At 63.3% G+C, this 25,600-nt stretch carries 26 protein-coding genes; 10 read left to right on the forward strand and 16 right to left on the reverse strand.

Annotated features, from left to right (window positions below; genetic code table 11):
* Positions 1–46 precede the first annotated feature (46 nt).
* Together H3221_RS13080 and H3221_RS13085 are read right to left on the reverse strand one after the other, a co-directional pair.
* Positions 47–382, reverse strand: coding sequence for a DUF3703 domain-containing protein (locus H3221_RS13080; RefSeq protein ID WP_196476619.1), 336 nt, complete (start codon positions 380–382; stop codon positions 47–49).
* An 11-nt stretch (positions 383–393) separates the two neighbouring features.
* Positions 394–2,598: a heavy metal translocating P-type ATPase gene (locus H3221_RS13085; protein ID WP_196476618.1), complete on the reverse strand. Its 2,205-nt coding sequence runs from the start codon at positions 2,596–2,598 to the stop codon at positions 394–396.
* 79 nt (positions 2,599–2,677) lie between these two features.
* Between H3221_RS13085 and cadR the strand changes: the two genes are divergently transcribed.
* Both cadR and H3221_RS13095 read left to right on the forward strand, forming a co-directional pair.
* Entirely contained in the window at positions 2,678–3,130 is a 453-nt protein-coding gene (gene cadR / locus H3221_RS13090; RefSeq protein WP_196476617.1) for a Cd(II)/Pb(II)-responsive transcriptional regulator, read from the forward strand.
* A 60-nt stretch (positions 3,131–3,190) separates the two neighbouring features.
* Complete coding sequence (locus H3221_RS13095; RefSeq protein ID WP_196476616.1) at positions 3,191–3,526, forward strand: YegP family protein; 336 nt, start codon at positions 3,191–3,193, stop codon at positions 3,524–3,526.
* Here H3221_RS13095 and H3221_RS13100 read toward each other — a convergent pair.
* The 5 genes from H3221_RS13100 to H3221_RS13120 form a co-directional block, all read right to left on the reverse strand.
* Positions 3,523–4,437, reverse strand: coding sequence for an SdiA-regulated domain-containing protein (locus H3221_RS13100; protein WP_196476615.1), 915 nt, complete (start codon positions 4,435–4,437; stop codon positions 3,523–3,525). The two genes, H3221_RS13095 and H3221_RS13100, sit on opposite strands and share 4 nt — an antisense overlap.
* Positions 4,438–4,508: 71 nt before the next feature.
* Entirely contained in the window at positions 4,509–4,856 is a 348-nt protein-coding gene (locus H3221_RS13105; RefSeq protein ID WP_046493371.1) for a NirD/YgiW/YdeI family stress tolerance protein, read from the reverse strand.
* A 101-nt stretch (positions 4,857–4,957) separates the two neighbouring features.
* On the reverse strand, positions 4,958–5,875 hold the full coding sequence (locus H3221_RS13110; protein WP_224490596.1) for an SdiA-regulated domain-containing protein: 918 nt from the start codon (positions 5,873–5,875) through the stop codon (positions 4,958–4,960).
* Positions 5,876–6,096: 221 nt separating this feature from the next.
* On the reverse strand, positions 6,097–6,762 hold the full coding sequence (locus H3221_RS13115) for a fumarylacetoacetate hydrolase family protein (protein ID WP_196476613.1): 666 nt from the start codon (positions 6,760–6,762) through the stop codon (positions 6,097–6,099).
* Positions 6,763–6,910: 148 nt separating this feature from the next.
* Entirely contained in the window at positions 6,911–8,302 is a 1,392-nt protein-coding gene (locus tag H3221_RS13120) for an FAD-binding oxidoreductase (RefSeq protein ID WP_196476612.1), read from the reverse strand.
* A gap of 181 nt (positions 8,303–8,483) precedes the next feature.
* Between H3221_RS13120 and serA the strand changes: the two genes are divergently transcribed.
* Entirely contained in the window at positions 8,484–9,713 is a 1,230-nt protein-coding gene (gene serA, locus H3221_RS13125) for a phosphoglycerate dehydrogenase (RefSeq protein ID WP_160020113.1), read from the forward strand.
* A gap of 224 nt (positions 9,714–9,937) precedes the next feature.
* Here the strand turns inward: serA and H3221_RS13130 are convergent, their stop codons facing one another.
* Positions 9,938–10,429 carry a DUF523 domain-containing protein gene (locus H3221_RS13130; RefSeq protein ID WP_196476611.1) on the reverse strand — a complete coding sequence of 164 codons (492 nt, stop codon included), beginning with the start codon at positions 10,427–10,429 and terminating at the stop codon, positions 9,938–9,940.
* Between the two features lie 33 nt (positions 10,430–10,462).
* Positions 10,463–11,086 carry a 2OG-Fe(II) oxygenase gene (locus H3221_RS13135; RefSeq protein WP_196476610.1) on the reverse strand — a complete coding sequence of 208 codons (624 nt, stop codon included), beginning with the start codon at positions 11,084–11,086 and terminating at the stop codon, positions 10,463–10,465.
* 113 nt (positions 11,087–11,199) lie between these two features.
* Between H3221_RS13135 and H3221_RS13140 the strand changes: the two genes are divergently transcribed.
* Complete coding sequence (locus H3221_RS13140) at positions 11,200–11,967, forward strand: hypothetical protein (RefSeq protein WP_196476609.1); 768 nt, start codon at positions 11,200–11,202, stop codon at positions 11,965–11,967.
* Positions 11,968–12,302: 335 nt separating this feature from the next.
* Here the strand turns inward: H3221_RS13140 and H3221_RS13145 are convergent, their stop codons facing one another.
* Complete coding sequence (locus H3221_RS13145; RefSeq protein ID WP_196476608.1) at positions 12,303–13,244, reverse strand: alpha/beta hydrolase; 942 nt, start codon at positions 13,242–13,244, stop codon at positions 12,303–12,305.
* Between the two features lie 124 nt (positions 13,245–13,368).
* Between H3221_RS13145 and H3221_RS13150 the strand changes: the two genes are divergently transcribed.
* A complete protein-coding gene (locus tag H3221_RS13150) occupies positions 13,369–13,950 on the forward strand; it encodes a DUF6436 domain-containing protein (protein ID WP_196476607.1) in 582 nt (193 codons plus the stop codon).
* Positions 13,951–14,129: 179 nt separating this feature from the next.
* Here H3221_RS13150 and H3221_RS13155 read toward each other — a convergent pair whose 3' ends face one another.
* The gene (locus H3221_RS13155) at positions 14,130–15,161 is read right to left on the reverse strand and encodes an AraC family transcriptional regulator (protein WP_196476606.1); all 1,032 of its coding nucleotides are present in this window, start codon (positions 15,159–15,161) and stop codon (positions 14,130–14,132) included.
* 120 nt (positions 15,162–15,281) lie between these two features.
* On the opposite strand from H3221_RS13155, the gene H3221_RS13160 reads away from it, so the two are divergent.
* Positions 15,282–17,660 carry a penicillin acylase family protein gene (locus H3221_RS13160; protein WP_196476605.1) on the forward strand — a complete coding sequence of 793 codons (2,379 nt, stop codon included), beginning with the start codon at positions 15,282–15,284 and terminating at the stop codon, positions 17,658–17,660.
* Between the two features lie 336 nt (positions 17,661–17,996).
* Here H3221_RS13160 and H3221_RS13165 read toward each other — a convergent pair whose 3' ends face one another.
* The gene (locus H3221_RS13165) at positions 17,997–18,440 is read right to left on the reverse strand and encodes a hypothetical protein (RefSeq protein WP_196476604.1); all 444 of its coding nucleotides are present in this window, start codon (positions 18,438–18,440) and stop codon (positions 17,997–17,999) included.
* Here H3221_RS13165 and trmL point away from each other — a divergent pair.
* Positions 18,439–18,906: a tRNA (uridine(34)/cytosine(34)/5-carboxymethylaminomethyluridine(34)-2'-O)-methyltransferase TrmL gene (gene trmL, locus H3221_RS13170; protein ID WP_196476603.1), complete on the forward strand. Its 468-nt coding sequence runs from the start codon at positions 18,439–18,441 to the stop codon at positions 18,904–18,906. The two genes, H3221_RS13165 and trmL, sit on opposite strands and share 2 nt — an antisense overlap.
* 100 nt (positions 18,907–19,006) lie before the next feature.
* On the opposite strand, the gene secB is transcribed toward trmL, so the two are convergent.
* The 3 genes from secB to H3221_RS13185 are packed head-to-tail and all read right to left on the reverse strand — an operon-like array spanning position 19,007 to position 20,196.
* Complete coding sequence (gene secB, locus H3221_RS13175; RefSeq protein WP_196476602.1) at positions 19,007–19,492, reverse strand: protein-export chaperone SecB; 486 nt, start codon at positions 19,490–19,492, stop codon at positions 19,007–19,009.
* 28 nt (positions 19,493–19,520) lie between these two features.
* A complete protein-coding gene (gene grxC / locus H3221_RS13180) occupies positions 19,521–19,781 on the reverse strand; it encodes a glutaredoxin 3 (RefSeq protein WP_160020124.1) in 261 nt (86 codons plus the stop codon).
* 1 nt (position 19,782) lies between these two features.
* On the reverse strand, positions 19,783–20,196 hold the full coding sequence (locus tag H3221_RS13185; protein WP_160020125.1) for a rhodanese-like domain-containing protein: 414 nt from the start codon (positions 20,194–20,196) through the stop codon (positions 19,783–19,785).
* Positions 20,197–20,343: 147 nt separating this feature from the next.
* Here H3221_RS13185 and gpmI point away from each other — a divergent pair, with 147 nt between their 5' ends.
* The 3 genes from gpmI (at position 20,344) to H3221_RS13200 (ending at position 24,653) form a co-directional block, all read left to right on the forward strand.
* Complete coding sequence (gene gpmI, locus H3221_RS13190; protein WP_196476601.1) at positions 20,344–21,876, forward strand: 2,3-bisphosphoglycerate-independent phosphoglycerate mutase; 1,533 nt, start codon at positions 20,344–20,346, stop codon at positions 21,874–21,876.
* A gap of 165 nt (positions 21,877–22,041) precedes the next feature.
* Positions 22,042–23,289 (forward strand): murein hydrolase activator EnvC family protein, encoded by a 1,248-nt coding sequence (locus H3221_RS13195; protein ID WP_196476600.1) that lies wholly within the window; start codon positions 22,042–22,044, stop codon positions 23,287–23,289.
* Between the two features lie 47 nt (positions 23,290–23,336).
* Positions 23,337–24,653: a S41 family peptidase gene (locus H3221_RS13200; RefSeq protein ID WP_196476599.1), complete on the forward strand. Its 1,317-nt coding sequence runs from the start codon at positions 23,337–23,339 to the stop codon at positions 24,651–24,653.
* A 180-nt stretch (positions 24,654–24,833) separates the two neighbouring features.
* Here H3221_RS13200 and H3221_RS13205 read toward each other — a convergent pair whose 3' ends face one another.
* Positions 24,834–25,589: a substrate-binding periplasmic protein gene (locus tag H3221_RS13205; RefSeq protein ID WP_160020129.1), complete on the reverse strand. Its 756-nt coding sequence runs from the start codon at positions 25,587–25,589 to the stop codon at positions 24,834–24,836.
* Positions 25,590–25,600 lie beyond the last annotated feature (11 nt).

The following is a 25,600-nucleotide window of genomic DNA, read 5'->3' on the forward strand; positions in this document are numbered from 1 at the left end:
CGTAGCCCGGATGAAATCCGGGCCACGAAGCCTGTCAATGCGCCGTCTACTCGAGCAAACGGCGCAGCTCCTTGCTTATCGGCATGGGTTGAAACGCACTGACCCGCGCCCGCCCGGTGTTGCCTATGGGCACCCAGATGCGCGAGAACAGCAGCGCCGCCAGGATGCGCGGCATTTGCCCCAACACCTCACGCACATCCCCTTGTTGCCAGCCGGCCCGCAGCATCAAGCAATGTGAACGTGCATGCAGCCATGGGCGACGCTGAGTAAGGATATGCGCCCGCTCCAGCCAGACCATCGCTTCGGCGCTACGGCGGGCACGCAGTTCCTGTTGCGCCTGAACGAAAGCCTCGTCGATAGCCTTGCGCAGTTCCACCTGCATGCCAGCACGCCTCATTTGCGCAACAAGCGCAGGCCGTTGAACACCACCATCAGGCTCACGCCCATGTCGGCGAACACAGCCATCCACATGGTCGCCTCGCCCACCAGGGTCATGCCCAGGAAAACGGCCTTGATCCCCAGTGCCAGGACGATGTTCTGCACGAGAATGGCGTGGGTCTGCAGCGACAGGCGAACGAAGGCCGGAATCTTGCGCAGATCGTCGTCCATCAATGCCACGTCGGCCGTCTCGATGGCGGTGTCGGTGCCGGCGGCGCCCATGGCAAAACCGATCTCGGCCTTGGCCAGAGCCGGCGCATCGTTGATGCCATCACCGACCATCCCGACCACCTTGCCGCGTGCCTGACGCGCCTCGACCCAGGCCAGCTTGTCGGCTGGTAACAGGTCGCCACGTGCTTCGTCGACACCAACCTGTTCGGCGATGGCCGCGGCGGTATGGGCGTTGTCACCGCTGAGCATGCAGGTACGCACACCCAGCTCGTGAAGTTCGGCGACCGCCTCGCGGCTGGTCTGGCGCACCGTGTCGGCCACGGCGAAGAGCATCAGCGCGCGCTGTTCGTCACACAGCACCACCACGCTCTTGCCCTGGCGTTCCAGTGCCTCGAGGCGCTGCTCCAGCTGCGCCGAGCACAGCCCGAGTTCTTCGACCAGGCGGTGGTTACCTATATAGAGAAGCATGCCCTCGATCCGACCTTTGCTACCCCGCCCGGGCAGCGCCTCGAAATCCTCGACATCATGCAACGCCTGCCCCTGCTCTTCGGCACGCTGGGCCAACGCCCTGGACACCGGGTGATCCGAGCGCGCGGCCAGGCTTGCCGCCCAGGCGGCGTGCAGCGGCTCATCCACTTCCAACAGGTGGAGACTGTCGGTCTGCACTGGCTTGCCATGGGTCAGCGTGCCGGTCTTGTCCAGCGCCAGCAGGGCCAGATGCCGCCCGTTCTCCAGATAGACGCCGCCCTTGATCAGGATGCCCTTGCGCGCCGCGGCCGCCAGGCCGCTGACGATGGTCACCGGCGTGGAGATCACCAGCGCACAGGGGCAGGCCACCACCAGCAGAACCAGCGCACGGTAGACCCACTCGAGCCAGCCGCCACCGATGACCAGCGGCGGCAGTGCGGCCACCGCCAGAGCGAAGGCGAAGACCGCCGGGGTATAGATGCGCGAGAACTGATCGACGAAACGTTGGGTCGGAGCACGCGAGCCCTGCGCCTCCTCCACCGCATGAATGATGCGCGCCAGCGTCGTGTCACGTGCTGCCGCGCTTACGCGAAACTCCAGCGAGCCCGCCTCGTTGATGGTGCCAGCGAACACCGAGTCGCCCACGCGTTTCTCCACCGACAGGCTTTCCCCGGTGATCGGTGCCTGGTTCACCGTCGACGCCCCCCCGACCACCTCACCATCGAGGCTGATGCGTTCACCAGGACGTACCCGCACCACGGCGCCCAGACCGATGGCCTGCACGTCGACCTCCTGCCAACTGCCATCAACCTGCTGCACGGTGGCGCGCGGCGGCGCCAGATCCATCAGCCCGCGTATGGCGTTACGCGCCCGATCCAGCGAGCGCGCCTCGATCAACTCGGCCAGGGTGAACAGCACCATCACCATCGCCGCTTCCGGCCACTGGCCGATCAGCACTGCGCCGGTCACGGCGATGCTCATCAGGGCATTGATATTGAGGTTGCGGTTCTTCAGGGCTATCCAGCCCTTCTTGTAGGTGTTCAACCCACACATCAGGATGGCCGCAACGGCCAGTAGCGCCACCAGCCAGTCCGGGCCGAGGCCGGCGAAATGCACGACTTCCGAAGCGGTTGCCACCGCACCCGCCAGCGCCAGCGGCCACCAGGGCTTTTTCGCGGGAGCAGCAACAGGCCTCTGCGCAGCACGGTCATCTTCGACCTGCGGGGTGAATCCCAGCGCGCTGATGGCCGGCAGCACCTGAGCCAGCATGCCCTCGTCATGACTTACGGTCAGCACGCGCTGCAGCAGATTGAAATGCAGACCGGCCACGCCAGGCAGGCGACCCAGCGCGTCGCGAATCAGGCGCTCTTCCGTGGGGCAATCCATCTGCTCGATGCGAATGCGGGTATTGCGCGCGCCCGTCAGCGCGGCGTCCGCTGGTTGCGCCACGGCCTCGTGACCGTGGGCATGCTCAGGGTGAGCAGGTGACTGTGGGTGCGAGTGATCGCAGCAGCGGCTCATGGCCAATCTCCGTCAGATGTCTATTGCCGAGTACACACCCTGTAGTCACTATAGGGTCAAGCACCCACGGAGCGATCCCATGAAAATCGGAGAATTGGCGAAAAAGGCCGGCTGCCAGGTAGAGACCGTCCGCTACTACGAACGTGAGGGCCTGCTGCCAGCACCCGCACGCAGCGAAGGCAACTACCGCCTGTACGGCGCCCCGCACCTGGAGCGCCTGGTGTTCATCCGCAACTGCCGGACGCTGGACATGACCCTGGAAGAGATTCAGCGGCTACTGGCCCTGCGCGACCTGCCACACGAAAGCTGCGCCGGCATCAACAGCCTGGTGGACGAACATATCGAACATGTTCAGGCGCGCATCGACAGCCTGCAGGCGCTGCGCGCGCAACTCACCGAACTGCGCGACCGCTGCAACGACCCAAAGGAAGCGGAAGGCTGCGGCATCCTGCGCCAGCTCAACGTCAGCGGCGGCGTGCAGCCGCTACCGGACGATGGCCATACCCATGTCGGCAAGAGCCATTCGCATTGATGGTCTACGCTTGCTGAACATCGCTGCGGCATACCGCCGGGCGCTCAGGGAGAAATGAACATGTCTGGAAAGTTCGAACTGAAGAAAGCCAAAGACGGCCAATTCCACTTCAACCTGCTGGCCAGCAATGGCCAGGTCATCCTCACCAGCGAGATGTACAAGGCCAAGGACTCGGCACTGAACGGCATCGAGTCGGTGAAGAAGAACTCACAGCGCGACGGCGCCTTCGAGACCAAGACCTCGAGCAACGACAAACACTACTTCCTGCTCATGGCCACCAACGGCCAGGTAGTCGGGCAAAGTCAGATGTATGCCAGCGCTGCCAGCTGCAAGAGCGGCATCGAGTCGGTGCAGAGGAACGCGCCCGATGCGCAAACGGACGACCAGACGGGCTAGTCGGCCTGCTTCCTGAACACATAGAACAGATTCGGCTCACTGATCAGGTACAGGTTGCCGTCGTCATCCGTCGCCACCCCCTCCGCCTGCGGCACACTGCGCTGCAGGCCATGCTGGCCACGTAGTAGCGACAGGGTACTGATCGGCTTGCCCTCGGTGTTCAACTCGATCACCAGGCGCGACTCATCCGACAGCGCCAGCAGATGCCCGGTCGCCGTATCGAAGTCGAGGCTGGAAAGGTCGCGCACGAACAGCCGCGCATCGCGCTTGGGGTCGGTATTGACTTGCAGCGCCAGCGGCTTGCTCTCGTCGACGTGGGGGAAGCCGAGCACCTCGAAGATGCGCACCGGATCGCGCTCCTTGGCCACCAGCAGACGCTGATCCTTCGCATCGTAGGCCAGCCCCTCAAAACCCTTGTTGCCGTTGCGCCCGATACCCAGGGAAAGTTGCTGGAAATCGGCTGCGTCGATCACGCGCGTGGCATCGTCGATGCGCACCTTGACCAGGCGCTGCTCGCGCTCGTCGGCAATCACATAGGTGCCGGGCGCCACATATTCGATGGCCTCGGGATCACCAAAACCCTCGAGATCGATGGTGCGCTTGAGCTCGCCCTTCAGGCTGATCTCGATCACCTTGGCCGGCTTGTTGGTGACGCTGAACAGGCTGCGGCGATCCGGATCGTAGGTCAGCGCCGATACGTCGCTGATATCGGCAATCGGCTTGGCCTCGATCACCACGCGGTAGTCACCCAGCCACAGCGACTGACCGCGCCACTGCGCGCCATGCTGCCATTCCTGCACGGAGAACCAGGCTCGCTCGAACAGCCGATACTGCTGACCCAGCACGGCGCCAAGCAAGAGCACGAAGAACAGCAGATAGAGCCAGGGGTTTATGGAGAGCAAACGACGCATGATGGACTTCTCTGACGACCACGGAAAAGCCCGCCACGGACTTGACGTGGCGGGCGGGCGGGATATCGCGATCAGTTGATCAGTTCGACGCGATCGACATCGATCTCGCGACTGTTGAAGTCCTTGTCGACCTCACCGGTCAGACGCACCTTGGCGGTTTCCGAAACTGTCTGGCCCGGCCAGTCTTCATCATCGATTTCCACCTGGATGGTGCCGGTGGCATCCTTGAACTCGTAGAGCTCGTCCTGCAGGCGCTTGACGATCTGACCTTCCAGTACGACATGGGTGTCATCGGCAGCCTGCAGTGCAGCGGACACCGTGGTGACTTGCGGGGTAGCGCCCGGGCCGGTGTAGCCAGTGGCGAAAGCGGCAGTGCTGAGCAGCGGCAGAACCATCAGAGCGAGAGCGGTACGTTTCATGGTGTGAACCTCGTTGTTCGTAAGTGACGGGGTCAGATTAGTGCCGCTAGCTGAAGCCAGACTGAATCGCGGCTTAAGCCAAACTGAATCCGCCACCCCACTCAACTGGCACCCGGCTGCGCCTTGCTGAAAACGTAAAAAAGATTGGGCTCGGCGACGATATAGATGTTGCCCTCTTCGTCGATTGTCACGCCCTCGGCCTGCTTGATGCCCTGTTCCAGACCGTTGAGACCGCCGGTAAGGCTGAGAAAGCTGATCGGGTAACCACTACGATCCAGCTCCAGCAGCATGCGCGACTCATCGGACAGCACCAGCGCATGGCCGGTACGCGCGTCGATACTCAGCGAAGAAATATCGCGCACTCCCAGACTGTCGTAGTTGAAAGGCTGCATCACGCCAGCAGCACCGTCTTCGCCAGGAAAAGGCAGGCTGAACAAGCCCATCGGGCTACGCTCCTTGCCCAGCATCAGGCTGCTGCTGCGCGCATCCCAGGCAACAGCTTCGAAGCCCTTGTTACCCGCGTCGACAAAGCCCAGGTCGAAACCGGGTAAATCGGCCGCATCCAGTTCCAGATCATCGTCATGCAGGGTAAAGGTGGTGAGCTGACGACGACGCTCATCGACGATGGCCATGCGCCCGTTATCCATCATCTCTACCGCTTCCGGATCAGAGAAGCCCTTCAGCTGGATACGCCGCAACACCGCCCCCTCACGCGAGAGCTCCACCAACAGTGGATTCTTGCCCGTGACGGTGAAGAGTGTGCCGGTTAACGGGTTGTAGGTAAGCCCCGAGGTTTCATCTCGCTCCAGGCCAGACAGGGGCTTGGCCTGAATAACCGCACGGTAGCCAGGCAGCCAGACGCTGGCCAGGCGCTCGACCAATGGCGTACGCCCCTCCTGCCACCAGAGCTGCGCACGATCATCCCAGTGCTGAGTTTTGACAGCCGTTGCCACGACCAGCACGGCTATGCCGGACAACCAGTAACGGGGACGAGAAAGGCGGGAACGAAGGAAGGGCATCGGCGACGGCTCGGCTGCTTGATGGCGATCCGACATCCGCTGTCTGGAACAGTTCCGCCGCCTGAGAGGCGACGATTGGTATAGAACCTGTGCACGATCTTGCGAGCTAGAGCCATGCAAGGCAAAAACAGGCGAGGAAGCGGAGTGTACTTTTGTACATGAGCATTCCGAGCCTGTTTTTAACGCCGCAGGGCCGACGCGCAGCGGGATCGTGGGCAGTTCTATAGCACGCGGCTGGTGAAAGTACTGTGACCGACCAACTCCAGCACCAGCTCATCGCCCTTGTTCAGCGCACCAACGCCGACCGGCGTGCCGGTGAGAATCACGTCACCCGGCTGCAGGGCAAAGTGCCCGGCCATGTGCTGGATCATGCTGAGGATGGGGTTGAGCATGTCGCGGCTGTTGCCGTCCTGGCGGGTTTCGCCGTTGATCACCAGGCGAATGCCGATATCCGCCAGGTCCTCGATGGCGTCGCCGGGTACGAAAGGCGCCAGCACGCAGGCACCGTCGAAGCTCTTGGCAATTTCCCAGGGATAGCCCTTCTCCTTGAGCTTGGCTTGCAGGTCACGCAGGGTCAGGTCCAGGGCCGGAGCGAAGCCGCTGATGGCGTCACGCACTTCCTCGGCATCCGGCGCCTTCGACAGCGGCTTGCCAATCAGCACAGCGATTTCCGCCTCGTAATGCACCGAACCGCGATCCTCGGGAATGGCGAAGCCACTATCGAGCGGCACCACACAGGAGCCCGGTTTGATGAACAGCAAGGGCTCGCTGGGCACCGGGTTGTTCAGTTCCCTGGCGTGCTCGGCGTAGTTGCGGCCGATGCACACGACCTTGCCAAGGGGAAAGTGGACGGTGGTTCCGTCGACGTACTGGTGCTGATAGCTCATCGTTGCCTCTCCAAATCAGGTTCACATTCGAAAGCGTCACGAGCGTAGGTCAGGCAAGGCGGCGAGGTCGGGAAAAAGCGGAGTTGGCTGGTGCCAATGAGCATTTTTCCCGACCTCGCCAACGCAGCATGGCCGAGCGCAGTAGCTTTCAGGCGAAGATCTTGCCGGGGTTCATGATGCCGTTCGGATCGAACACCGCCTTGACCGCCTTCATGCAGGCAATTTCCGCTGGCGAACGGCTGTAGTGCAGGTAATCACGCTTGGTCATGCCCACACCGTGCTCGGCGCTGATCGAGCCGTTGTACTTCTGCACGGTCTCGAACACCCACTTGTTGACCACCGCGCACTTGGCGAAGAACTCGTCCTTGGACAGGTTCTCGGGCTTCAAGATATTCAGGTGCAGGTTGCCGTCACCGATATGGCCGAACCACACCACCTCGAAATCCGGGTAGTTGGCTTCGACGATGGCATCGATATCCTTGAGGAAGGCCGGCACCTGGCTGACTGTGACCGAGATGTCGTTCTTGTACGGCGTCCAGTGGCTGATGGTCTCGGAGATGTATTCGCGCAGCTTCCACAGATTCTGCAGTTGCTGTTCGCTCTGGCTCATCACGCCGTCGACCACCCAGCCCTGCTCGACGCAGTACTCGAAGGTTTCCAGCGCCAGGTTGGCCACTTCCTCGGTGCTGGCTTCGAACTCCAGCAAGGCATAGAAGGGGCATTCGCTTTCGAATGGCGCCGGCACGTCGCCACGGGCGAGCACCTTGGCCAGTGCCCTGTCGGAGAAGAACTCGAATGCAGTCAGGTCGAGTTTGCTCTGGAAGGCGTGCAGCACCGGCATGATCGAGTCGAAATCAGCGGTGCCGAGCACCATTGCGGTGAGGTTCTTCGGCGCGCGGTCCAGACGCATGGTCGCCTCGACCACGAAGCCCAGGGTGCCTTCGGCACCGATGAACAGCTGGCGCAGGTCGTAACCGGTGGCGTTCTTGATCAAGTCCTTGTTCAGTTCCAGCAATTCGCCGGTACCGGTGACCACCTTGAGACCCGCCACCCAGTTGCGGGTCATGCCGTAGCGAATAACCTTGATACCGCCGGCATTGGTACCGATATTGCCGCCAATCTGGCTGGAGCCCGAGGAAGCGAAGTCCACCGGGTAATAGAGGCCTTTCTCTTCGGCGAACAGCTGCAGCTGCTTGGTCACCACGCCCGGCTGGCATACCGCCGCACGGTCGTACTCGTTGAACGAGAGAATCTGGTTCATGTAGTCGAACGCCACCACCACTTCGCCGTTGGCCGCCACTGCGGCAGCCGAGAGACCGGTACGGCCGCCGGACGGCACCAGGGCGATCTTGTGCGCATTGGCCCAACGCACGATGGCCTGCACCTGCTCGATGCTCTTGGGGAAGACGATGGCCGAAGGCGCCGGGGCGAAATGCTTGGTCCAGTCCTTGCCATAGGCCTCGAGGGAATCGGCGTCGGTCAGTACCTTGCCGGGTTCAACCAGGGTCTTCAGCTCTTCGATCTGGGCAGGGGTGGTCATCTACGGAACTCTCAAAGGATTCATGGTCGCCCTGAGAACCATTCAGGTCGCAACCGAGCATTGAAAAAGGCGAACATGCTAGCATACGCACCCCGTGAATCGAGCCATGCAGCGATCTACGGGCGCTGGCTGAGTTTCTCGGCCCTTCCCTGCCAACATCCCTGGGACAACAGGTACTCCGATGAGCAAGACCTCTCTCGACAAGAGCAAGATCAAGTTCCTTCTTCTCGAAGGCGTCCACCAAAATGCCGTGGACACCCTCAAGGCCGCCGGCTATAGCAACATCGAGTACCTCAAGGGCGCGCTGTCAGGCGAAGAGCTGAAAGAAAAGATCGCCGATGCGCACTTCATCGGTATTCGCTCGCGCACCCAGCTGACGGCAGAAGTCTTCGACTGCGCGAAGAAGCTGGTCGCCGTCGGTTGCTTCTGCATCGGTACCAACCAGGTCGACCTGAACGCCGCCCGTGAGCGTGGTATCGCAGTATTCAACGCACCTTACTCCAACACCCGCTCGGTCGCCGAACTGGTACTGGCCCAGGCCATCCTGTTGCTGCGCGGCATTCCCGAGAAGAACGCCTCCTGCCACCGTGGCGGCTGGATCAAGTCGGCGGCCAACTCCTTCGAGATCCGCGGCAAGAAGCTGGGTATCGTCGGCTACGGCTCCATCGGCACCCAGCTCTCGGTCCTGGCCGAGGCCCTGGGCATGCAGGTGTTCTTCTACGACACCGTGACCAAGCTGCCACTGGGCAACGCCACGCAGATCGGCGATCTGTACGAGCTGCTGGGCCTGTGCGACATCGTGTCTCTGCATGTTCCTGAGCTGCCGTCCACCCAGTGGATGATCGGCGAGAAGGAAATCCGCGCGATGAAGAAGGGCGGCATCCTGATCAACGCCGCGCGCGGCACCGTGGTCGAGCTGGATCACCTGGCCAATGCGATCAAGGACGAGCACCTGATCGGCGCGGCCATCGACGTGTTCCCGGTCGAGCCCAAGTCCAACGACGAAGAGTTCGAGAGCCCGCTGCGTGGCCTGGATCGCGTGATCCTGACCCCGCACATCGGTGGTTCCACCGCCGAAGCGCAGGCCAACATCGGCCTGGAAGTGGCCGAGAAGCTGGTCAAGTACAGTGACAACGGTACTTCGGTGTCCTCGGTCAACTTCCCTGAAGTGGCCCTGCCAGCGCACCCGGGCAAGCACCGCCTACTGCATATCCACGAGAACATTCCGGGCGTGATGAGCGAAATCAACAAGGTGTTCGCCGACAACGGCATCAACATCTCCGGCCAGTTCCTGCAGACCAACGACAAGGTCGGCTACGTGGTGATCGACGTCGACGCCGAGTACTCCGACCTGGCGCTGGAGAAACTGCAGCACGTCAATGGCACAATCCGCAGCCGCGTCCTGTTCTAAACCGGAGCTGCTGCGCGTCGGCGATACGGCGCTGGGAACAACCTCGGAGATGCTCATTTACTGACGTAAACTCCGCTCTCCTCGGTCGCTCACGTCTTGTCTCGCTCTAGCTCGCGAGCCCCGGAGGTATGCAGAAATGAACAAAGGGAGGCTTCGGCCTCCCTTTCTCATTCCGTAGGGTGCGCCGCGCGCACCACCGTGCCCCGGATTGCATCAGGGCGACCTCAATCCCGCTCCAAACGCGCCAATTCGGCTGCGGCTTCGTCCAACTGCATTTCGTTGAACACCTTCACCCCGGCTCGTTTCAGCAGGGCAGCAGTAACCCCCTCACCCGGCACGCGCACGCCGCTGAAGCTGCCATCGTAATTTTCCAGATTGCCACACGAAGGGCTGCGCGCCTTCAGCAGTGCCAGGCGGATGTCGTGCTCGCGCACCAGCGCCAGCGCCTGTTCGGCGCCGTCGACGAACGCAGCCGTGACATCCTCGCCCTCGATCGTCAGTACTGGCAGCCGACCATCCAACACCGCACCACCCTGTCCATCGCGAATTTCCGCAGGCGGACGTGGCGTCGGCAGCCCACCCGCCACCTCCGGACACAGCGCCACCACTCGTCCTTCGTCCAGCCACCGCTGCAGCTGATCGAAGGGACCGTGAGCACCGCCGTCATAACGCACCCGATGCCCGAGCAGGCAGCGGCTGACCAGTATCTTCTGCATCGACTCGCTCTCCATGACTGCCGCTCGCAAAACTCAGAGCACCGCGCCACCCCGACGCCTGAACCAGCCGGTCAACGACAGCCGTTCGCGGGTGGCAGGCAGCACCTCGTGAGGCATCTCGGAAGACAGAAACAGCGCCAGCGTTCCAGCCTGAGGCAGCACGTCATGCTCACGGCCATCGGCCAGATACAGGCGCAACGCTCCGCCCTGCTCGGCCTGCCAGTCCTCGTTCAGATAAAACACCGCCGACACCGTGCGGCGGTCGTCATCGCGGAAACGATCGAGATGACGCTGATAGAAAGCCCCCGGTGCATAGCTGGCAAAGTGGCATTCGTAGTCTTCGAGCCCCAGATAGAGCGCCTGGTTGAGCGCCTGACGCAAACCGTCCATCAGTTGCAGGTACTGATCACAGGCTTGGCTCTGGCCAGGTTCCAGCCATTGAATGTGGTCGCCACGAATCCCTTCCTGCACCTGCTGCGCGCCCCCGCGACCCACGCTGGCAGCATTGAGTTCGCCGTTCTGCACACGCTTGCGGCACTCACAGGCCAGTTCGCGGGTCAGAACCTCTGGGGCGAACAACGCCCGTTGCGACCAGCCCTGGCTGGCGAGGTCGTCGATAAGGCCGGAAAAGAGGTCTTGCAGGCTGGGTTCGGTCATGGCGGCGATTGTATCAGTAGCATGTCGTGACTCGACAAGCCTCCGCCAGCCGCCGAAAATAACCGGCCGCAGCCCCCTGCGGCCGGCCAGGAAAGTTTGCCAAGGAGTTTTCGATGCGCGTTCTGTTTGCCCTGTTGCTGATTGGCCTGACCTTGCCGGCCCTGGCAGACGACCACCTGCGCCTGTATCAGGCTGCCGGCTGGCCGCAACAGCGTGAACATTTCAATCAGGCGCTCGACGCTGCTCAGCAGCGCTACCGCAGCACACTGCCACCGGCGGTGTTTCAGGCACTGGTGGATAACAGCAATCGTCGCTTCGCCGCTGCCGCCATCGACCAGCGCGCGCAACACAGCCTGAACAAGGAGCTGGCCGACCCGCAGCCGGCGCTGGCCTTCTTCGAATCCGCACTGGGCCGCAAGGTCGTCGCCGCCGAGACGCTGGCCACCCGTAGCGACCAATTGGCCAAGTACGCCAATGGTCTGCCCCGCACCGACGCCGATGCCACCCGTCGCCTGCTGATTCGTCACCTGGCCCAGGCCATTCCCGCCAAGGAAGCCGGCGCAGAAGTCAGTCTGGCGCTGGCCGGCGTGGCGGCCGACAGCCTCAGCCAGATGATTCCCGGCCTACTCGGCGGCGGCCAGGCTCAGGGGCTGCTCAATGGCCAGCGTGAGCGTCTGATGACGCAGATCGAACAGGATCTCGACAACACCCTGCTGCACGTCTATCGCGAGCTGAGCGACCCCGAGCTGGAACAGTTCGTCGAATTCGCCCAGTCGGAAGCAGGCAAAACCTACTACCAGGCCGCCCTGCAGGCGCTACGCGCAGGCCTTGCGGTGGGCATGAGCACCAACGAGCTGGCGCCGACGCCGCAGGGCATCTGACAGGCCACATGGTGTCGACTCACCTTGCATGAGCGAATTCATTCGCGATTCTTGCGCTGTCGGCGCTAGGGCCTGTACGAAAAATCGCCGAGCGAAGGTCAGGCAATACCGATGGTGGCCCCGCAAAAACAGGCGAAGAACGGGCTGGGCTCGCATTCGAGTTTACGTGCTCTAAATGAGCATTCTGACTGGGCTCGCACACGAGCCTGTTTTCAACGCAGCATCACCGATGCGTAAGCACTTTTCGTACAGAGCCTAATGCCTATCGCGGATAAATCCGCCCCTACCCGTCCCCGACGCAATAGCCCCGGTCCGGAGCCGTTGTCGCAGGGGACCTAAGTCAATCGCTCGCGCAGAAAATCGAAGTAACGCAGGCGCAGCGCCTCGTTCTCATTGGCCAGATGGTGACGCGCCTCCGTCAGCCGCAGGATCTCTGGCTGATGGAACTTGTCCTGCAGCACCTCGAGGTTGTGGCGCCAGTCCACGGTCATGTCCGCCTCGCCCTGAATGATCAGCGGGCTGTGTGAGCTGCGCCCGGCAGCCTCGATGCGCGGTACCCACTTGGCCAACGCCCCCACCCAGGCAGTCGGCAGACTGCGCGGCTGCAGGGGATCGAGGTTGTGCACGAAGTCGACGAAGGCGGCGTCGCTGGAGTTCTCGCTGAAGCGCCGTGGAATTTCGCGGACGAAGGGGCTGAGCATTCGATAGCTGAGCTTCGACCAGGCCCAGGCGCGCGGGCGTACCAGTGGCGCGAGGAGAATGCTCTGCCCGAGCTCCGGGCGCTTGCCGTCGGCGAGCAGATAATCCAGCGCAATCGCGCCGCCCGTGCTCTGACCACACAGATGCCAGGGCTGCGGCAACCCCAGCTCGCTGGCTTGCTCGAACAACCCGCCCAGCACCTGCTGATACTCGGCAAAATCACCGATGCTGGCGCGCGCACCGCTGGACAGGCCGTGCCCCGGCAGGTCGCAAGCGAGCACGGCGAAATTCATGCTCAGTGCCCAGTCGACCACATGCCGGTACAGACCCATATGGTCGTAATAGCCGTGCAGCAACAGCAGGGTGCCGCGCGGTTCGGCCGGAACCCACAGCTGCACGGCAATCTGGTAGCCGGCGGCATTGAAGCTGCCGAGGCGGTTGTCCAGCCCGGCAAAGCGCGCAGACCGGTCGAAGCCGTAGAAGCTGCGATACGCCTGCAGCGCCGGTAGATCCAGGTGTGCTGCGGCCAAGGGTCGCAGCAGAGGGCGCAATTGATCGGGCTGAAACGGCTCTGACATAGGGCTTTCCATAGGTTGCAGGATGCGCGCGGACGATCCCGACGACATCTCCTCGAATGCTGCGATATTCAGCTGCCCGGCGCATCGTGGCAAGCTACACGCCCTTTTACGCCCGGCCTGCCCCATGCCCCGCCTGACACGCAAGAACCTGCTCATCGCCCTGCTCGCCCTGGCCTGGCTGGCCGGCATGGTGCTGGCCTACCGCTGGTTCGAAACGCGTTACCTGCGCACCTTCGACGAACGCGCAGCAGTATTCTCCGGCGCTGAACTGCAACTGCCCGCCGAACTGAGTGGCCCCGGTGCGATCCGCCTGGTGCATTTCTGGGACCCGGCCTGCCCATGCAATGTCGGCAACCAGCAGCACCTGGCCGAACTGATCGAACACTACACACCACAAGGCGTGCAATTTCACGTCGTGCAGAAGCCCGGCAGCCAGGGCCGCCTGCCCGCCGAACTGGCCGCACTGCAACCCATCGATGAGCTACCCGGCAGCGCCAACCTGCCGGCCAGCCCCGCGGTGGCGATCTGGGACAAGCAGGGCCAGCTGGCCTACTTCGGGCCTTACAGCGAAGGGTTGGTGTGCAACTCGAGCAACAGCTTCATCGAGCCCATGCTCGAAGCGCTGGCGGCCGGGCGCAAGGTGAATGCCAGCAATACCCTGGCGGTGGGCTGCTTCTGTGAATGGGCCAAGCCGAGCAACGATTGACCCCCGTAGGGTGGGTTAGCGACGTTGAACACCAAACGCCCAGTCACCGAGCAAAGCAGGGCGTCGCGTAACCCACCAGGCGGTAGATCGCCTTACGCCGGCGGTGGGTTACGCCGCAGTTGACATGGCGAATCGACTGACAAGTGCGACAGGCGGCTAACCCACCCTACGAACGCTCTTCACTCGCCAGTCGATCCGTGGCGCGGTACCACACCGCGCGGCGTGCTGCCCTGCCAGCGACGAAAGGCGCGGTAGAACGGCGACAGCTCGGCGAAACCGCAGGCCCGCGCCACCTCGCGCACGCCCAGGCCCTGATCCAGCAGGCGCAGCGCGCGCAGGCGCCGTACCTCATCGTGCAGCGCACGAAAACTGCTGCCCTGCTCACTCAGCGAACGCTGCAAGGCACCGCGATTGCTGCCCAGCGCCCGTGCGCAGGACTCCAGGCTGCAGGTCGTACCGCCCAGATTGACCTCCAGCCAGTAGCGCACCCGCACCAGCAGCTGGTTCTCCAGCAAACCCGCCAACTGCTTCTCGGCTTCCTCGCTGAGCACCTCGAACAGCCGCGGGCTGGCGCTGCGCGAAGGCCGGGTGAGCAACGCACGCGGCAGGATCAGCACGTCGTGCGGCCGCGAGAAACGGGGTTCGACACTCAGCAAACGGCGATGCTCGGCAAGATTGCGCGGAGCACGATGACGAAATTCCACACCCAGCAGCGGCAGCTCGCCGCCAGCGGCCGACGCCAGCATCTTGCTCAGCAGCACGGCCAGGCACTCCATCTGCTGACGCAGCGAGCCAACCTCGCGGTAGTTGAGATCGATCACCAGGTGCGCCTCGTCTCCCCGCTCCTGTAGCCGTGCAACGAAACCGCCAGACAGAATGTGCTGAAAACGCACGAAGGCCTGCAGGCCCTGGCGCAGATCCCGAGCCGCCAACAGCAGATAGCTGACCACATCCATCGGCCGGGGCTGCATGACCTCGCCCAGGTGCAGGCCGATATCGGCGTCACCGCTGATGCCCTCCAGCGCCTGCCAGAAGCGCGGCGCATTGTCGTGCTCTTCGCGCGCTTCCAGCAGCGGCGCAGCAAGCGGCACGCCGGCGTATGCACGACGGTAGGTGTCGGTCGGGTCGAGCCCCAGCGCCGCCAGGGCCTCATAGAGCAGCCGACGCAGGGTCGAGGAGTGGGTAAGGGCGACGAAAGCGTTATCGACCATGGCGGTTCCGGGCAAGTATTGACCATAGACTTTCAGCATTGAGGCATATGGTCAATGCCGCTACCCACGCGCCTGAGCAAAATGCCCCCACGCTTGCTCCACAACAATAAGGATCGCTCGATGAAACGCTCCCTGACCGCCCTTGCTCTGGTGGTTGCCGCCGCCGCTGGCGGCCTGACCTGGTACCTGCACGACAAGCAGACGCAGCGTGACGGCGAACGGGTACTCGCTGCCCTGCAGACGCCAGTCACGGTCGACTACGACGAACGCGGCGTGCCGCACATTCGCGCCGAGAATGAAGCGGATATGTACCGCGCCCTGGGTTTCGTGCATGCCCAGGATCGTCTCTTCCAGATGGAGCTGCTGCGACGCCTGGCGCGTGGCGAACTGGCCGAAGTGCTCGGCGAAAAGCTGGTGCCCACTGACCGCCTGTTCCGCACCCTGGAAATCGGCCGCCACGCCGATGCCTACGCCGCCCGGCTGAACGCAGGCAGCCCGTCTACCCAGGCGCTGCAGTACTATCTCGAAGGGGTCAATCAGTACCAGGCCAGCCACCCACGTCCGCTGGAGTTCGATCTGCTGGGCATCGAGCCACGCCCCTTCACCATGGCCGATACGCTCAGCGTCGCTGGCTACATGGCCTACAGCTTCGCTGCGGCCCTGCGCACCGAACCGGTGATGACCCACATCCGTGACGTTCTGGGCGCGGACTATCTTGAGCTGTTCGATCTCGACTGGCATCCGCAGGGCGTGCTCGGCACCGCCCTGGCAGCCGGCGACTGGCAGGATCTTTCCGCCCTCGCCCAACTCAGCAACAGCGCCCTGGAGGGCACCGGCTTGCCGCAGTTCGAGGGCAGCAACGCCTGGGCGGTTTCCGGCAGCCGCACCGCCAGCGGCAAACCGCTGCTGGCAGGTGACCCGCACATTCGCTTCTCGCTGCCGGCGGTCTGGTACGAGGCGCACCTGCAGGCGCCCGGCTACGAGCTATATGGCTATCACCACGCACTGATTCCGAGCGCCATGCTCGGTCACAATCGCGACTTCGCCTGGAGCCTGACCATGTTCCAGAACGACGACCTCGACTTGATCGCCGAGCACGTCAATCCGGACAACGCCAACCAGGTCTGGTACCAGGGCAACTGGGTCGACCTCGAGCTGCGCACGGAAACCATTCGGGTCAAGGGCGCCGAGCCGGTGCAGATCACCCTGCGCCGCTCGCCGCACGGGCCGATCATCAACGATGCCCTCGGCCAGAGCAGCGGCAGCACGCCGATCGCCATGTGGTGGGCCTTCCTCGAAACCGACAACCCGATGCTCGACGCCTTCTACCAGTTGAACCGTGCCAATACCCTGGACAGAGCCCGCGCCGCCGTCGAGAAGATCGAAGCGCCCGGCCTCAACGTGATCTGGGCCGGCGCTAGCGGCGATATCGGCTGGTGGGCCGCCGCCAAGCTGCCGCGGCGCCCGGCCGGGGTCAACCCGACCTTCATTCTCGATGGTGCCAGCGGTGACGCGGACAAACTCGGCTATCACCCCTTCAGCGCCAACCCGCAGGAAGAGAACCCGCCGCGCGGCTACATTCTCTCGGCCAACTACCAGCCCGTGCCGGCCAGCGGCATCGAGATTCCCGGTTACTACAACCTGCCGGATCGTGGCCAGCGCCTGAACCAGCGCCTGAGCGACGCCTCGGTGAAATGGGATACGCAGAACAGCCAGGCGCTGCAGCTCGATCCTGGTACCGGTTATGGCCCGCGCCTGCTGGCGCCGATCCTCGACGAGCTGCGCGCAGCAGCGGCGAATGATGAGGAACGCGCGCTGGTTGAGCAGTTGGCAAATTGGAGTGGCGACCACGCACTCGATTCCGTGGCCGCCACCCTGTTCAACCAACTGACCTATCAGCTTGCCCGCGAAGCCATGGCCGACGAACTGGGCGAGGTGTTCTTCGACAGCCTGCTGCAAACCCGCGTCATCGATACCGCCCTGCCACGCCTGACCGCCGACCCGGACTCACCCTGGTGGAATCGCCAGGACAGCGCGCAACGCGAAAGCCGCGCACAGATCGTCGCCGACGCCTGGCGCGCCAGCCTGACGCATCTGCGCAGCGTGCTCGGCAATGATGTCGATGCCTGGAGCTGGGGCCGCGGTCATACCCTCACCCATCAGCACCCACTTGGCCAGCAGCAGCCGCTGGCCTGGCTGCTGAACGTGGGCCCGTTTGCCGCACCAGGCGGCCATGAAACGCCGAACAACCTCTCGCACAAGGTTGGCCCGGCGCCCTGGCCCGTGGTCTATGGTCCCTCGACCCGGCGCCTGGTCGACCTGGCCGATGCCGACAAGGCGCTGGGCGGCATTCCCGTCGGCCAGAGCGGCGTGCCGTTCGACGCGCATTACGGCGATCAGGCGGCGTCCCATGTGGCCGGCAAATATCAGCCACAGCACCTGAGCGAGGCCGACGTCAAAGCCAACAGCCTGGGCACGCTGACGCTGCTACCACGCTGAACAACTGTCCAGCAACCCAGAACAGCGTGGTGCGTCATCGGTGCATCACGCTGCACGCTGGTGCACCGTGGCGCCGCAACTGGCGCCGCAGCCCTCGCACGCGAGCCTCGAACCCAGTGAAATAGCGCCTTCCCGCTCCGGTAATAAAATTGGCACACGCCCTGCATATGCTAAGGCAATCCCAGTTTCGGGGACCTTGGTACAGGCAGGCCGGGGAATCCCCTTCTTTATTCGACGCCACCACGCGTCATGTGTAACGCGCCGCTGCTCTGCCAACGAGCACGGCGCCACCCGTTTCGGGGACCTTGGTACAGGCAGGCCGGGGAATCCCCTTCTTTATCTGGGACGCAGTGCCAGGCGCGCCCGCCAACGTCCATCCTCTTGCGCACCGCGCCACTCCCCGTCCAGCGGGCGGGGTGATACCAGCACCAGCAACAGATCCCGTCCGTCGCGCTGCACACGCCAGTTCACCAGCCCCAGCGGCAGCTCCAGTTGTCCCTCACGCACCCGCCCGTAGGCATCCTCGTAGCGATACACCAAGGCGCCGTCGACATGCTCGGCCTGGGCCTGTGGCTCACGATTGAACCAGAGCTGTAGTCCCTGCTCCCAGGCCTCGGCATCCTCGATACGCAGACGTGGTGGATCGAACATGCGGCCGATCATCATGCCGACGAGAAAGGCGATCAGCATCACCGATGCCACGAAACGCCAGCGCAAACGCGGCCGTGGATCTTCTGGCGGCGTAGAATGGCGCTCGTCCCAGCGCTCGGAGTGTTGCATGTTCCACGTCATCCTCTTTCAACCGGAAATTCCGCCCAATACCGGCAACATTATCAGGCTGTGCGCCAATAGCGGCTGCCAGCTGCACCTGATCGAGCCGCTGGGCTTCGAACTGGACGACAAGCGCCTGCGCCGCGCCGGCCTGGATTATCACGAATACGCCACCCTCAAGCGCCACCCGGACCTGCAGAGCTGCCTAGACAGCCTTGGCCAACCGCGCCTGTTCGCCTTCACCACCAAGGGCTCGCAGCCGTTCCACGAGATCGCCTACCAGCCTGGCGACGCCTTCCTGTTCGGCCCGGAAAGCCGGGGCCTGCCCGAAGACGTGCGCAACGCGCTGCCGCCGCAGCAGCGCGTGCGCCTGCCGATGCGCGCCGGTTGCCGCAGTCTGAACCTGTCCAATACCGTGGCGGTGACCGTTTACGAGGCCTGGCGGCAGAACGGTTTCGCCGACGGTGATCTGTAGGGTGCGCCGTGCGCACCGACTGACCAACCGACCTGATCATGATCACGCACAACAAAAAAGCGCCCCGAGGGGCGCTTCTTCATGCAACCGAACCGAGCGCTCAGTGAGCGGTGGTTTCGTCAGACTGCTGCATGCGCTGCAGCTCCTGGGCATACAGCGCGTCGAAGTTCACCGGCGACAGCATCAGGGCCGGGAACGAGCCGCGGATCACCAGGCTGTCCAGCGCTTCGCGGGCATACGGGAACAGGATGTTCGGACAGAAGGCACCGAGGGTGTGGCTCATCGAGGCGGCGTCCAATCCCTTGATCAGGAAAATGCCGGCCTGCTGCACTTCAGCGATGAAGGCGACTTCTTCGCCGTTCTTCACGGTGACCGACAGGGTCAGCACCACTTCATGGAAGTCGCCTTCCAGGGCCTTCTGGCGGGTGTTCAGATCCAGGCCGACACTCGGTGTCCACTCCTGACGGAAGATTTCCGGGCTCTTCGGCGCCTCGAAGGACAGGTCCTTGACGTAGATGCGCTGCAGGGAAAATTGTGGGTTCTGCGAATCGGCAGCGGCTGCGCCGCTGTTGGCTTGCTCGGTCATGGCGTTTGCCTTCCTTAACGTTGAGGTTTCAAGCGGGGCTCTGCAGCAGGGCGTCGAGCTTGCCGGCGCGCTCCAGGGCATAGAGGTCGTCACAGCCACCCACATGGGTGCTGCCGATCCAGATTTGCGGCACCGAGGTGCGACCAGCCTTGCGGGTCATCTCCGCGCGGATGGCCGGCTGGCCGTCGACACGAATTTCCTCGAAGTCCACCCCTTTGCTGGCCAGCAGTTGCTTGGCGCGCATGCAGTAGGGGCACCAATCGCTGGAGTAGACGACCACCTTGGTCATGTCATTTCACCAGCGGCAGGTTGTCGCCGCGCCAGGTAGCGATGCCACCGGACAGCTTGGCGGCGGTAAAACCGGCCTTCTTCAGCTCGCGGGCGACACTGCCGGCATGCTGGCCCATGGCGTCGACGACAACGATGGTCTTGGCCTTGTGCTTTTCCAGCTCGGCGACACGTGCCACCACCTTGTCGTAAGGGATGTGCAGCGAATCGACGATATGCCCGGCGGAGAAGTCCTTCTGCGCACGCACGTCGAGCACCACACCCTTGTCGCTGTTGACCAGCGCGGTGAGTTCGCGACTCGACAGGCTCTGCCCGCCCTTGCGCATTTCGGTGATGATCAGCAACACCAGCAGAACGGCGAACATTCCACTCAGGACGTAGTGGTTGATGATGAATTCAATCAGGTTGGCGAACATCTATAGGGCCCAGGACGGTAAAATGTCGGCCAGTATACACAGCCCCACAGGTCGGCCAAACCCCGTCTGGCAGTGACGCGCCAGGCGCTTGGCCCTAAAATGCCGGGCTGTTTCATTGCCCCCTCAGACGCAGAGCGAGCCAGCTTAATGAGTGCCACGCCAAAACCCTTGGTTCTGATCATCCTCGACGGCTTCGGTCACAGCGACAAACCCGAGTACAACGCTATCTACGCCGCCAACACGCCGGTGTACGACCGCCTTCGCGCCAACTGCCCGCACGGCCTGATCTCCGGCAGCGGTATGGACGTCGGTCTGCCGGACGGACAGATGGGTAACTCCGAAGTCGGCCACATGAACCTCGGGGCCGGCCGCGTGGTGTACCAGGATTTCACCCGCGTGACCAAGGCGATTCGCGACGGCGAATTCTTCGACAACGCCACGATCAACCAGGCGGTGGACAAGGCCGTGGGCGCCGGCAAGGCCGTGCACATCCTCGGCCTGCTCTCCGATGGCGGCGTACACAGCCACCAGGATCACATCGTCGCCATGGCCGAACTGGCTGCCAAGCGTGGCGCCGAGAAGATCTACCTGCACGCCTTCCTCGATGGCCGCGACACGCCGCCGAAGAGTGCACAGCCCTCCATCGAGCTGCTGGATGCCGCCTTCGTACGCCTCGGCAAGGGCCGCATCGCCAGCCTCACCGGTCGCTACTTCGCCATGGACCGCGACAACCGCTGGGACCGTGTCGAGCAGGCCTATCACCTGATCGTCGACGGCGCCGGCCAGTTCAACGCCGCCAACGCAGTCGAAGGCCTGCAGGCCGCCTACGAACGCGGCGAGAGCGACGAGTTCGTCAAGGCCACCACCATCGGTGAGCCGGTGCAAGTCGAGGACGGCGACGCCGTGGTGTTCATGAACTTCCGCGCCGACCGCGCCCGCGAGCTGACCCGCGCCTTCGTCGAGCCCGGTTTCCAGGAGTTCGAGCGCCAGCGCGCACCGCAGGTCAACTTCGTCATGCTCACCCAGTACGCAGCGAGCATCCCGGCCCCCAGCGCCTTCGCCCCGGAAGCCCTGACCAACGTGCTCGGCGAATATCTGGCGAAGAACGGCAAGACTCAGCTGCGCATCGCCGAGACCGAGAAATACGCCCACGTCACCTTCTTCTTCTCCGGCGGCCGCGAAGAGCCGTTCGAGGGCGAAGAACGCATCCTGATTCCGTCGCCGAACGTCGCCACCTACGACCTGCAGCCGGAAATGAGCGCGCCGGAAGTCACCGACAAGATCGTCGATGCCATCGAAAACCAGCGCTATGACGTGATCATCGTCAACTACGCCAACGGCGACATGGTCGGCCATACCGGTGTGTTCGAGGCTGCAGTCAAGGCCGTGGAAACCCTCGACAGCTGCGTCGGCCGCATCACCGCTGCGCTGGAGAAGGTCGGCGGCGAAGCGCTGATCACCGCCGACCACGGCAACGTCGAGCAAATGGAAGACGAGTGCACCGGCCAGGCGCACACCGCCCACACCTGCGAGCCGGTGCCGTTCATCTATGTAGGCAAACGCCCGGCACGCATCCGCGAAGGCGGCGTGCTGGCCGACGTGGCGCCCACCCTGCTCAACCTGATGGGCATGAAACAACCGGCCGAGATGACCGGCAAGACCATCGTCGAGCTGGAATAAAACGCAAGCATCGTCGCCCGGCTGCAATCCGGGGAATCTCCCCTCGGATAGCATCCGGGCTACGCGCTACGTTCGCTCTTCTAGCTGTTTGTGGCTTGCAGCTTGCCGCCGGTTTTTTAGGCATACTAAGCGCCATTCGCTACTCCGCCAGGTATCGCCCCGCCCATGCTTCGCATCCTTGCCCTGATTCTGTTCAGCAGCCTGATCGCTCCGGCCATCGCCGATCAGCGCGCCGATACCCAGCGCCAGCTGGAAGCGGCGCGCCAGGACGTCGCCGAATTGAAGAAGCTGCTGGAGAAACTGCAGCAGGAGAAATCCGGCGTGCAGCAGCAGCTGAAGAGGACCGAGACCGAGATGGGCGACCTGGAAGGCCAGGTCAAGGAACTGCAGCGCGAGCTCAAGGGCAGCGAGCAGGAAATCCAGCGCCTGGATCAGGAGAAAAAAAAACTCCAGGGCGCGCGCACTGAACAGCAACGACTGATCGCTATCCAGGCCCGCGCGGCCTATCAGAGCGGCCGCCAGGAATACGTCAAGCTGCTGCTCAACCAGCAGAACCCGGAAAAATTTTCCCGTACGCTCACCTATTACGACTACCTCAGCCAGGCCCGTCTCGAACAGCTCGCCGCGTTCAACGAGACCTTGCGCCAGTTGGCCAACGTCGAGCAGGAAATCAACAGCCACCAGGCCCAGCTACAGGCGCAGAAGGCAAGCCTGGATGAACGCCACGCCCGGCTCTCCGAAGCGCGCAAGGAACGCCAGCAGGCCCTGGCCAAGCTCAACCGCGACTTCGCCACCCGTGATCAGCGACTCAAGGCGCGCCAGCAGGAACAGGCCGAGCTGGGTCGCGTACTGAAGACCATCGAAGAAACCCTGGCCCGCCAGGCGCGCGAGGCTGAAGAGGCGCGCAAGCGCGCCCTGGCCGCACAGCAGGCAGAGCAGGCTCGGCCAGGCCAGCAGCCCAGCCAGCCAAGCGGCCCATTGGTGACATCTGGTGCTGTATACGGCGGACCTTTCGCCAGCGCACGTGGCAAGTTGCCGTGGCCGGTCGATGGCCGACTGGTAGCACGCTACGGAACCCCTCGCGGCGGCGACGCTCGTACTAAGTGGGATGGCGTACTGATCGGTGCGCCCTCCGGCAGTCAGGTACGTGCCGTGCATGGTGGGCGCGTGGTATTCGCCGATTGGTTGCGTGGCGCCGGCCTGTTGGTCATTCTCGACCATGGCAATGGTTACCTGAGCCTGTATGGCCACAACCAGAACCTGCTGAAGAATGCCGGGGACGTGGTCAAGGCCGGCGATCCCATCGCCACCGTTGGTAGCAGCGGTGGCCAGGAAACATCGGCACTGTACTTCGCCATTCGCCAGAATGGTCGCCCGAGTGATCCGGCACAGTGGTGCCGCGCGCAGGGATAACCAGGCTTATAGTCGGGTAGCGCCTTATTCATTTAGGAGTTCTTTTCATGTCTCATCGCTTCCGCCCCACCTGCCTGGCCCTGGCCCTCGGGCTGCTGCTCGGCGCTCCAGCCCTGCACGCCGCCGAGCCTGCCCCCGCGCCGGCAGCGGCGGCGAGCGGCAAGGCCCCGCTGCCGCTGGATGATCTGCGCACCTTCGCCGAGGTGATGGACCGCATCAAGGCAGCCTATGTCGAGCCGGTGAGCGACAAGACCCTGCTGGAAAATGCCATCAAGGGCATGCTCAGCAACCTCGACCCGCACTCGGCTTACCTCGAACCGGAAGCTTTCGCCGAGTTGCAGGAGAGCACCAGCGGTGAATTCGGCGGCCTGGGCATCGAGGTCGGCATGGAGGATGGCTTCGTCAAGGTGGTCTCGCCGATCGACGATACCCCGGCATCGAAGGCCGGCATCCAGCCCGGCGACCTGATTGTCAAGATCGATGGCCAGCCGACCAAGGGCCTGTCGATGATGGAAGCCGTGGACAAGATGCGCGGCAAGGCCGGCAGCAAGATCGAGCTGACCCTGGTGCGCGATGGCGGTCGCCCGTTCGACCTGACCCTGACCCGCGCGGTGATCAAGGTGCGCAGCGTGAAGAGCCAGATGCTCGAAGACGGCTATGGCTATCTGCGCATCTCGCAATTCCAGGTCAACACCGGCGAGGAGGTCGGCAAGGCACTGACCAAACTGCGCCAGGACAACGGCAACAAGAAACTGCGCGGCCTGGTCATGGACCTGCGCAACAACCCAGGCGGCGTTCTGCAGGCAGCCGTGGAAGTCACCGACCACTTCCTCAAGAGCGGCCTGATCGTCTACACCGAAGGCCGCCTGGCCAATTCCGAACTGCGCTTCAACGCCGACCCGGCCGACGCCAGCGAAGGGGTACCGCTGGTGGTGCTGATCAATGGCGGCAGCGCCTCTGCCTCGGAGATCGTCGCCGGTGCGCTGCAGGATCACAAACGCGCGGTACTGATGGGCACCGACAGCTTCGGCAAAGGTTCGGTACAGACCGTACTGCCGCTGAACAACGACCGCGCGCTGAAGCTGACCACGGCACTGTACTTCACGCCCAACGGCCGCTCGATCCAGGCTCAGGGCATCATCCCTGACATCGAAGTGGCGCGCGCCAAGCTCACCCGCGAGCAGGACAGCGAAGGCATCAAGGAAGCCGACCTGCAAGGCCATCTGGGCAATGGCAACGGCGGCGCCGACCGCCCGAGCAAGGCCGCACAGGCGGCGCGCACAGAACGCCCGCAGGACGACGACTACCAGCTGAGCCAGGCTCTAAACCTGCTCAAGGGCCTGAGCGTCACACGCGGCAATTGAGGCGATACGGCCATACGAAAAAGCCCGGACAACTGTCCGGGCTTTTCATGTCAACGCGCAGTACAGCGATCACCTACCCGTAGGGTGCGCCGTGCGCACCGACGCAGGCACCATCGTCACGACTGGTGCGCATGGCCTAGACGGTCCCGCGACAACCCAGGGTTTTGGAACCGGACAGGATTACAGGTAGTTTTCGGTAATCTCGTCGATGAAGCCTTCGCTGCGCAACTCATCCAGCGCCTTCTGCAGGCGCTGCACCACCTCGTCCGGGGTGTCCTTGTTCAGCGCCAGATACAGCTCGGCATCCCTGAAACGCAGCACGGTATTGAGGCCGGTGACGTCTTCCTGCTTGGCCAGATAACGACCCACCGGGTCGGTGGTAGCCCACAGGTCGATTTGCCCGCGCACCAGCTTCTTCACGTTCTCCTGGTCACGCAGGGCGTTGATCGGCTCCAGGCCCTGGCTCTCCAGGTTCTGGCTGACCGCATCGTTCTTGTAGGCGCCGATACGATACTTGGCAGCGTCCTGCAGACTCGACACCTTGATGTCGTTACCCGGCGCGGCGAGCAACACCCAACCAGTCTTGGCAATCGGGCCGACCCATTTGAACAGCGGCTTGCGCTCCTCGGTATAGGTGGTGGAGAACAGCGCGTAGTTGGGTTTGTCCAGCGTCAGGCGATACAGGCGGTCCCAGGGGAAGCGCAGGGTCAGGGTGTAGTCGATGCCGGCGCGCTTGAACATCTCGCGCACGATGTCGGCACTGATGCCGTCAATACCATCGTCACGGGCGAAGTTCTTGTCGTCCACCGCCATGTTGAAGGGCGGGAAATTCTCGGTCAGCAGCACCACCTTGTAATCCTGCGGCAACTCCGCGTGCGCGGAACCACAGAGCATGAACAAGGCGACAAACAGGCTTTTCTTCAGAGTATTCAGCATAAGACGTACCG

Origin of the sequence: Pseudomonas chaetocerotis (genome assembly GCF_015712105.2) — a bacterium.
GTDB classification, from domain to species: domain Bacteria; phylum Pseudomonadota; class Gammaproteobacteria; order Pseudomonadales; family Pseudomonadaceae; genus Aquipseudomonas; species Aquipseudomonas chaetocerotis.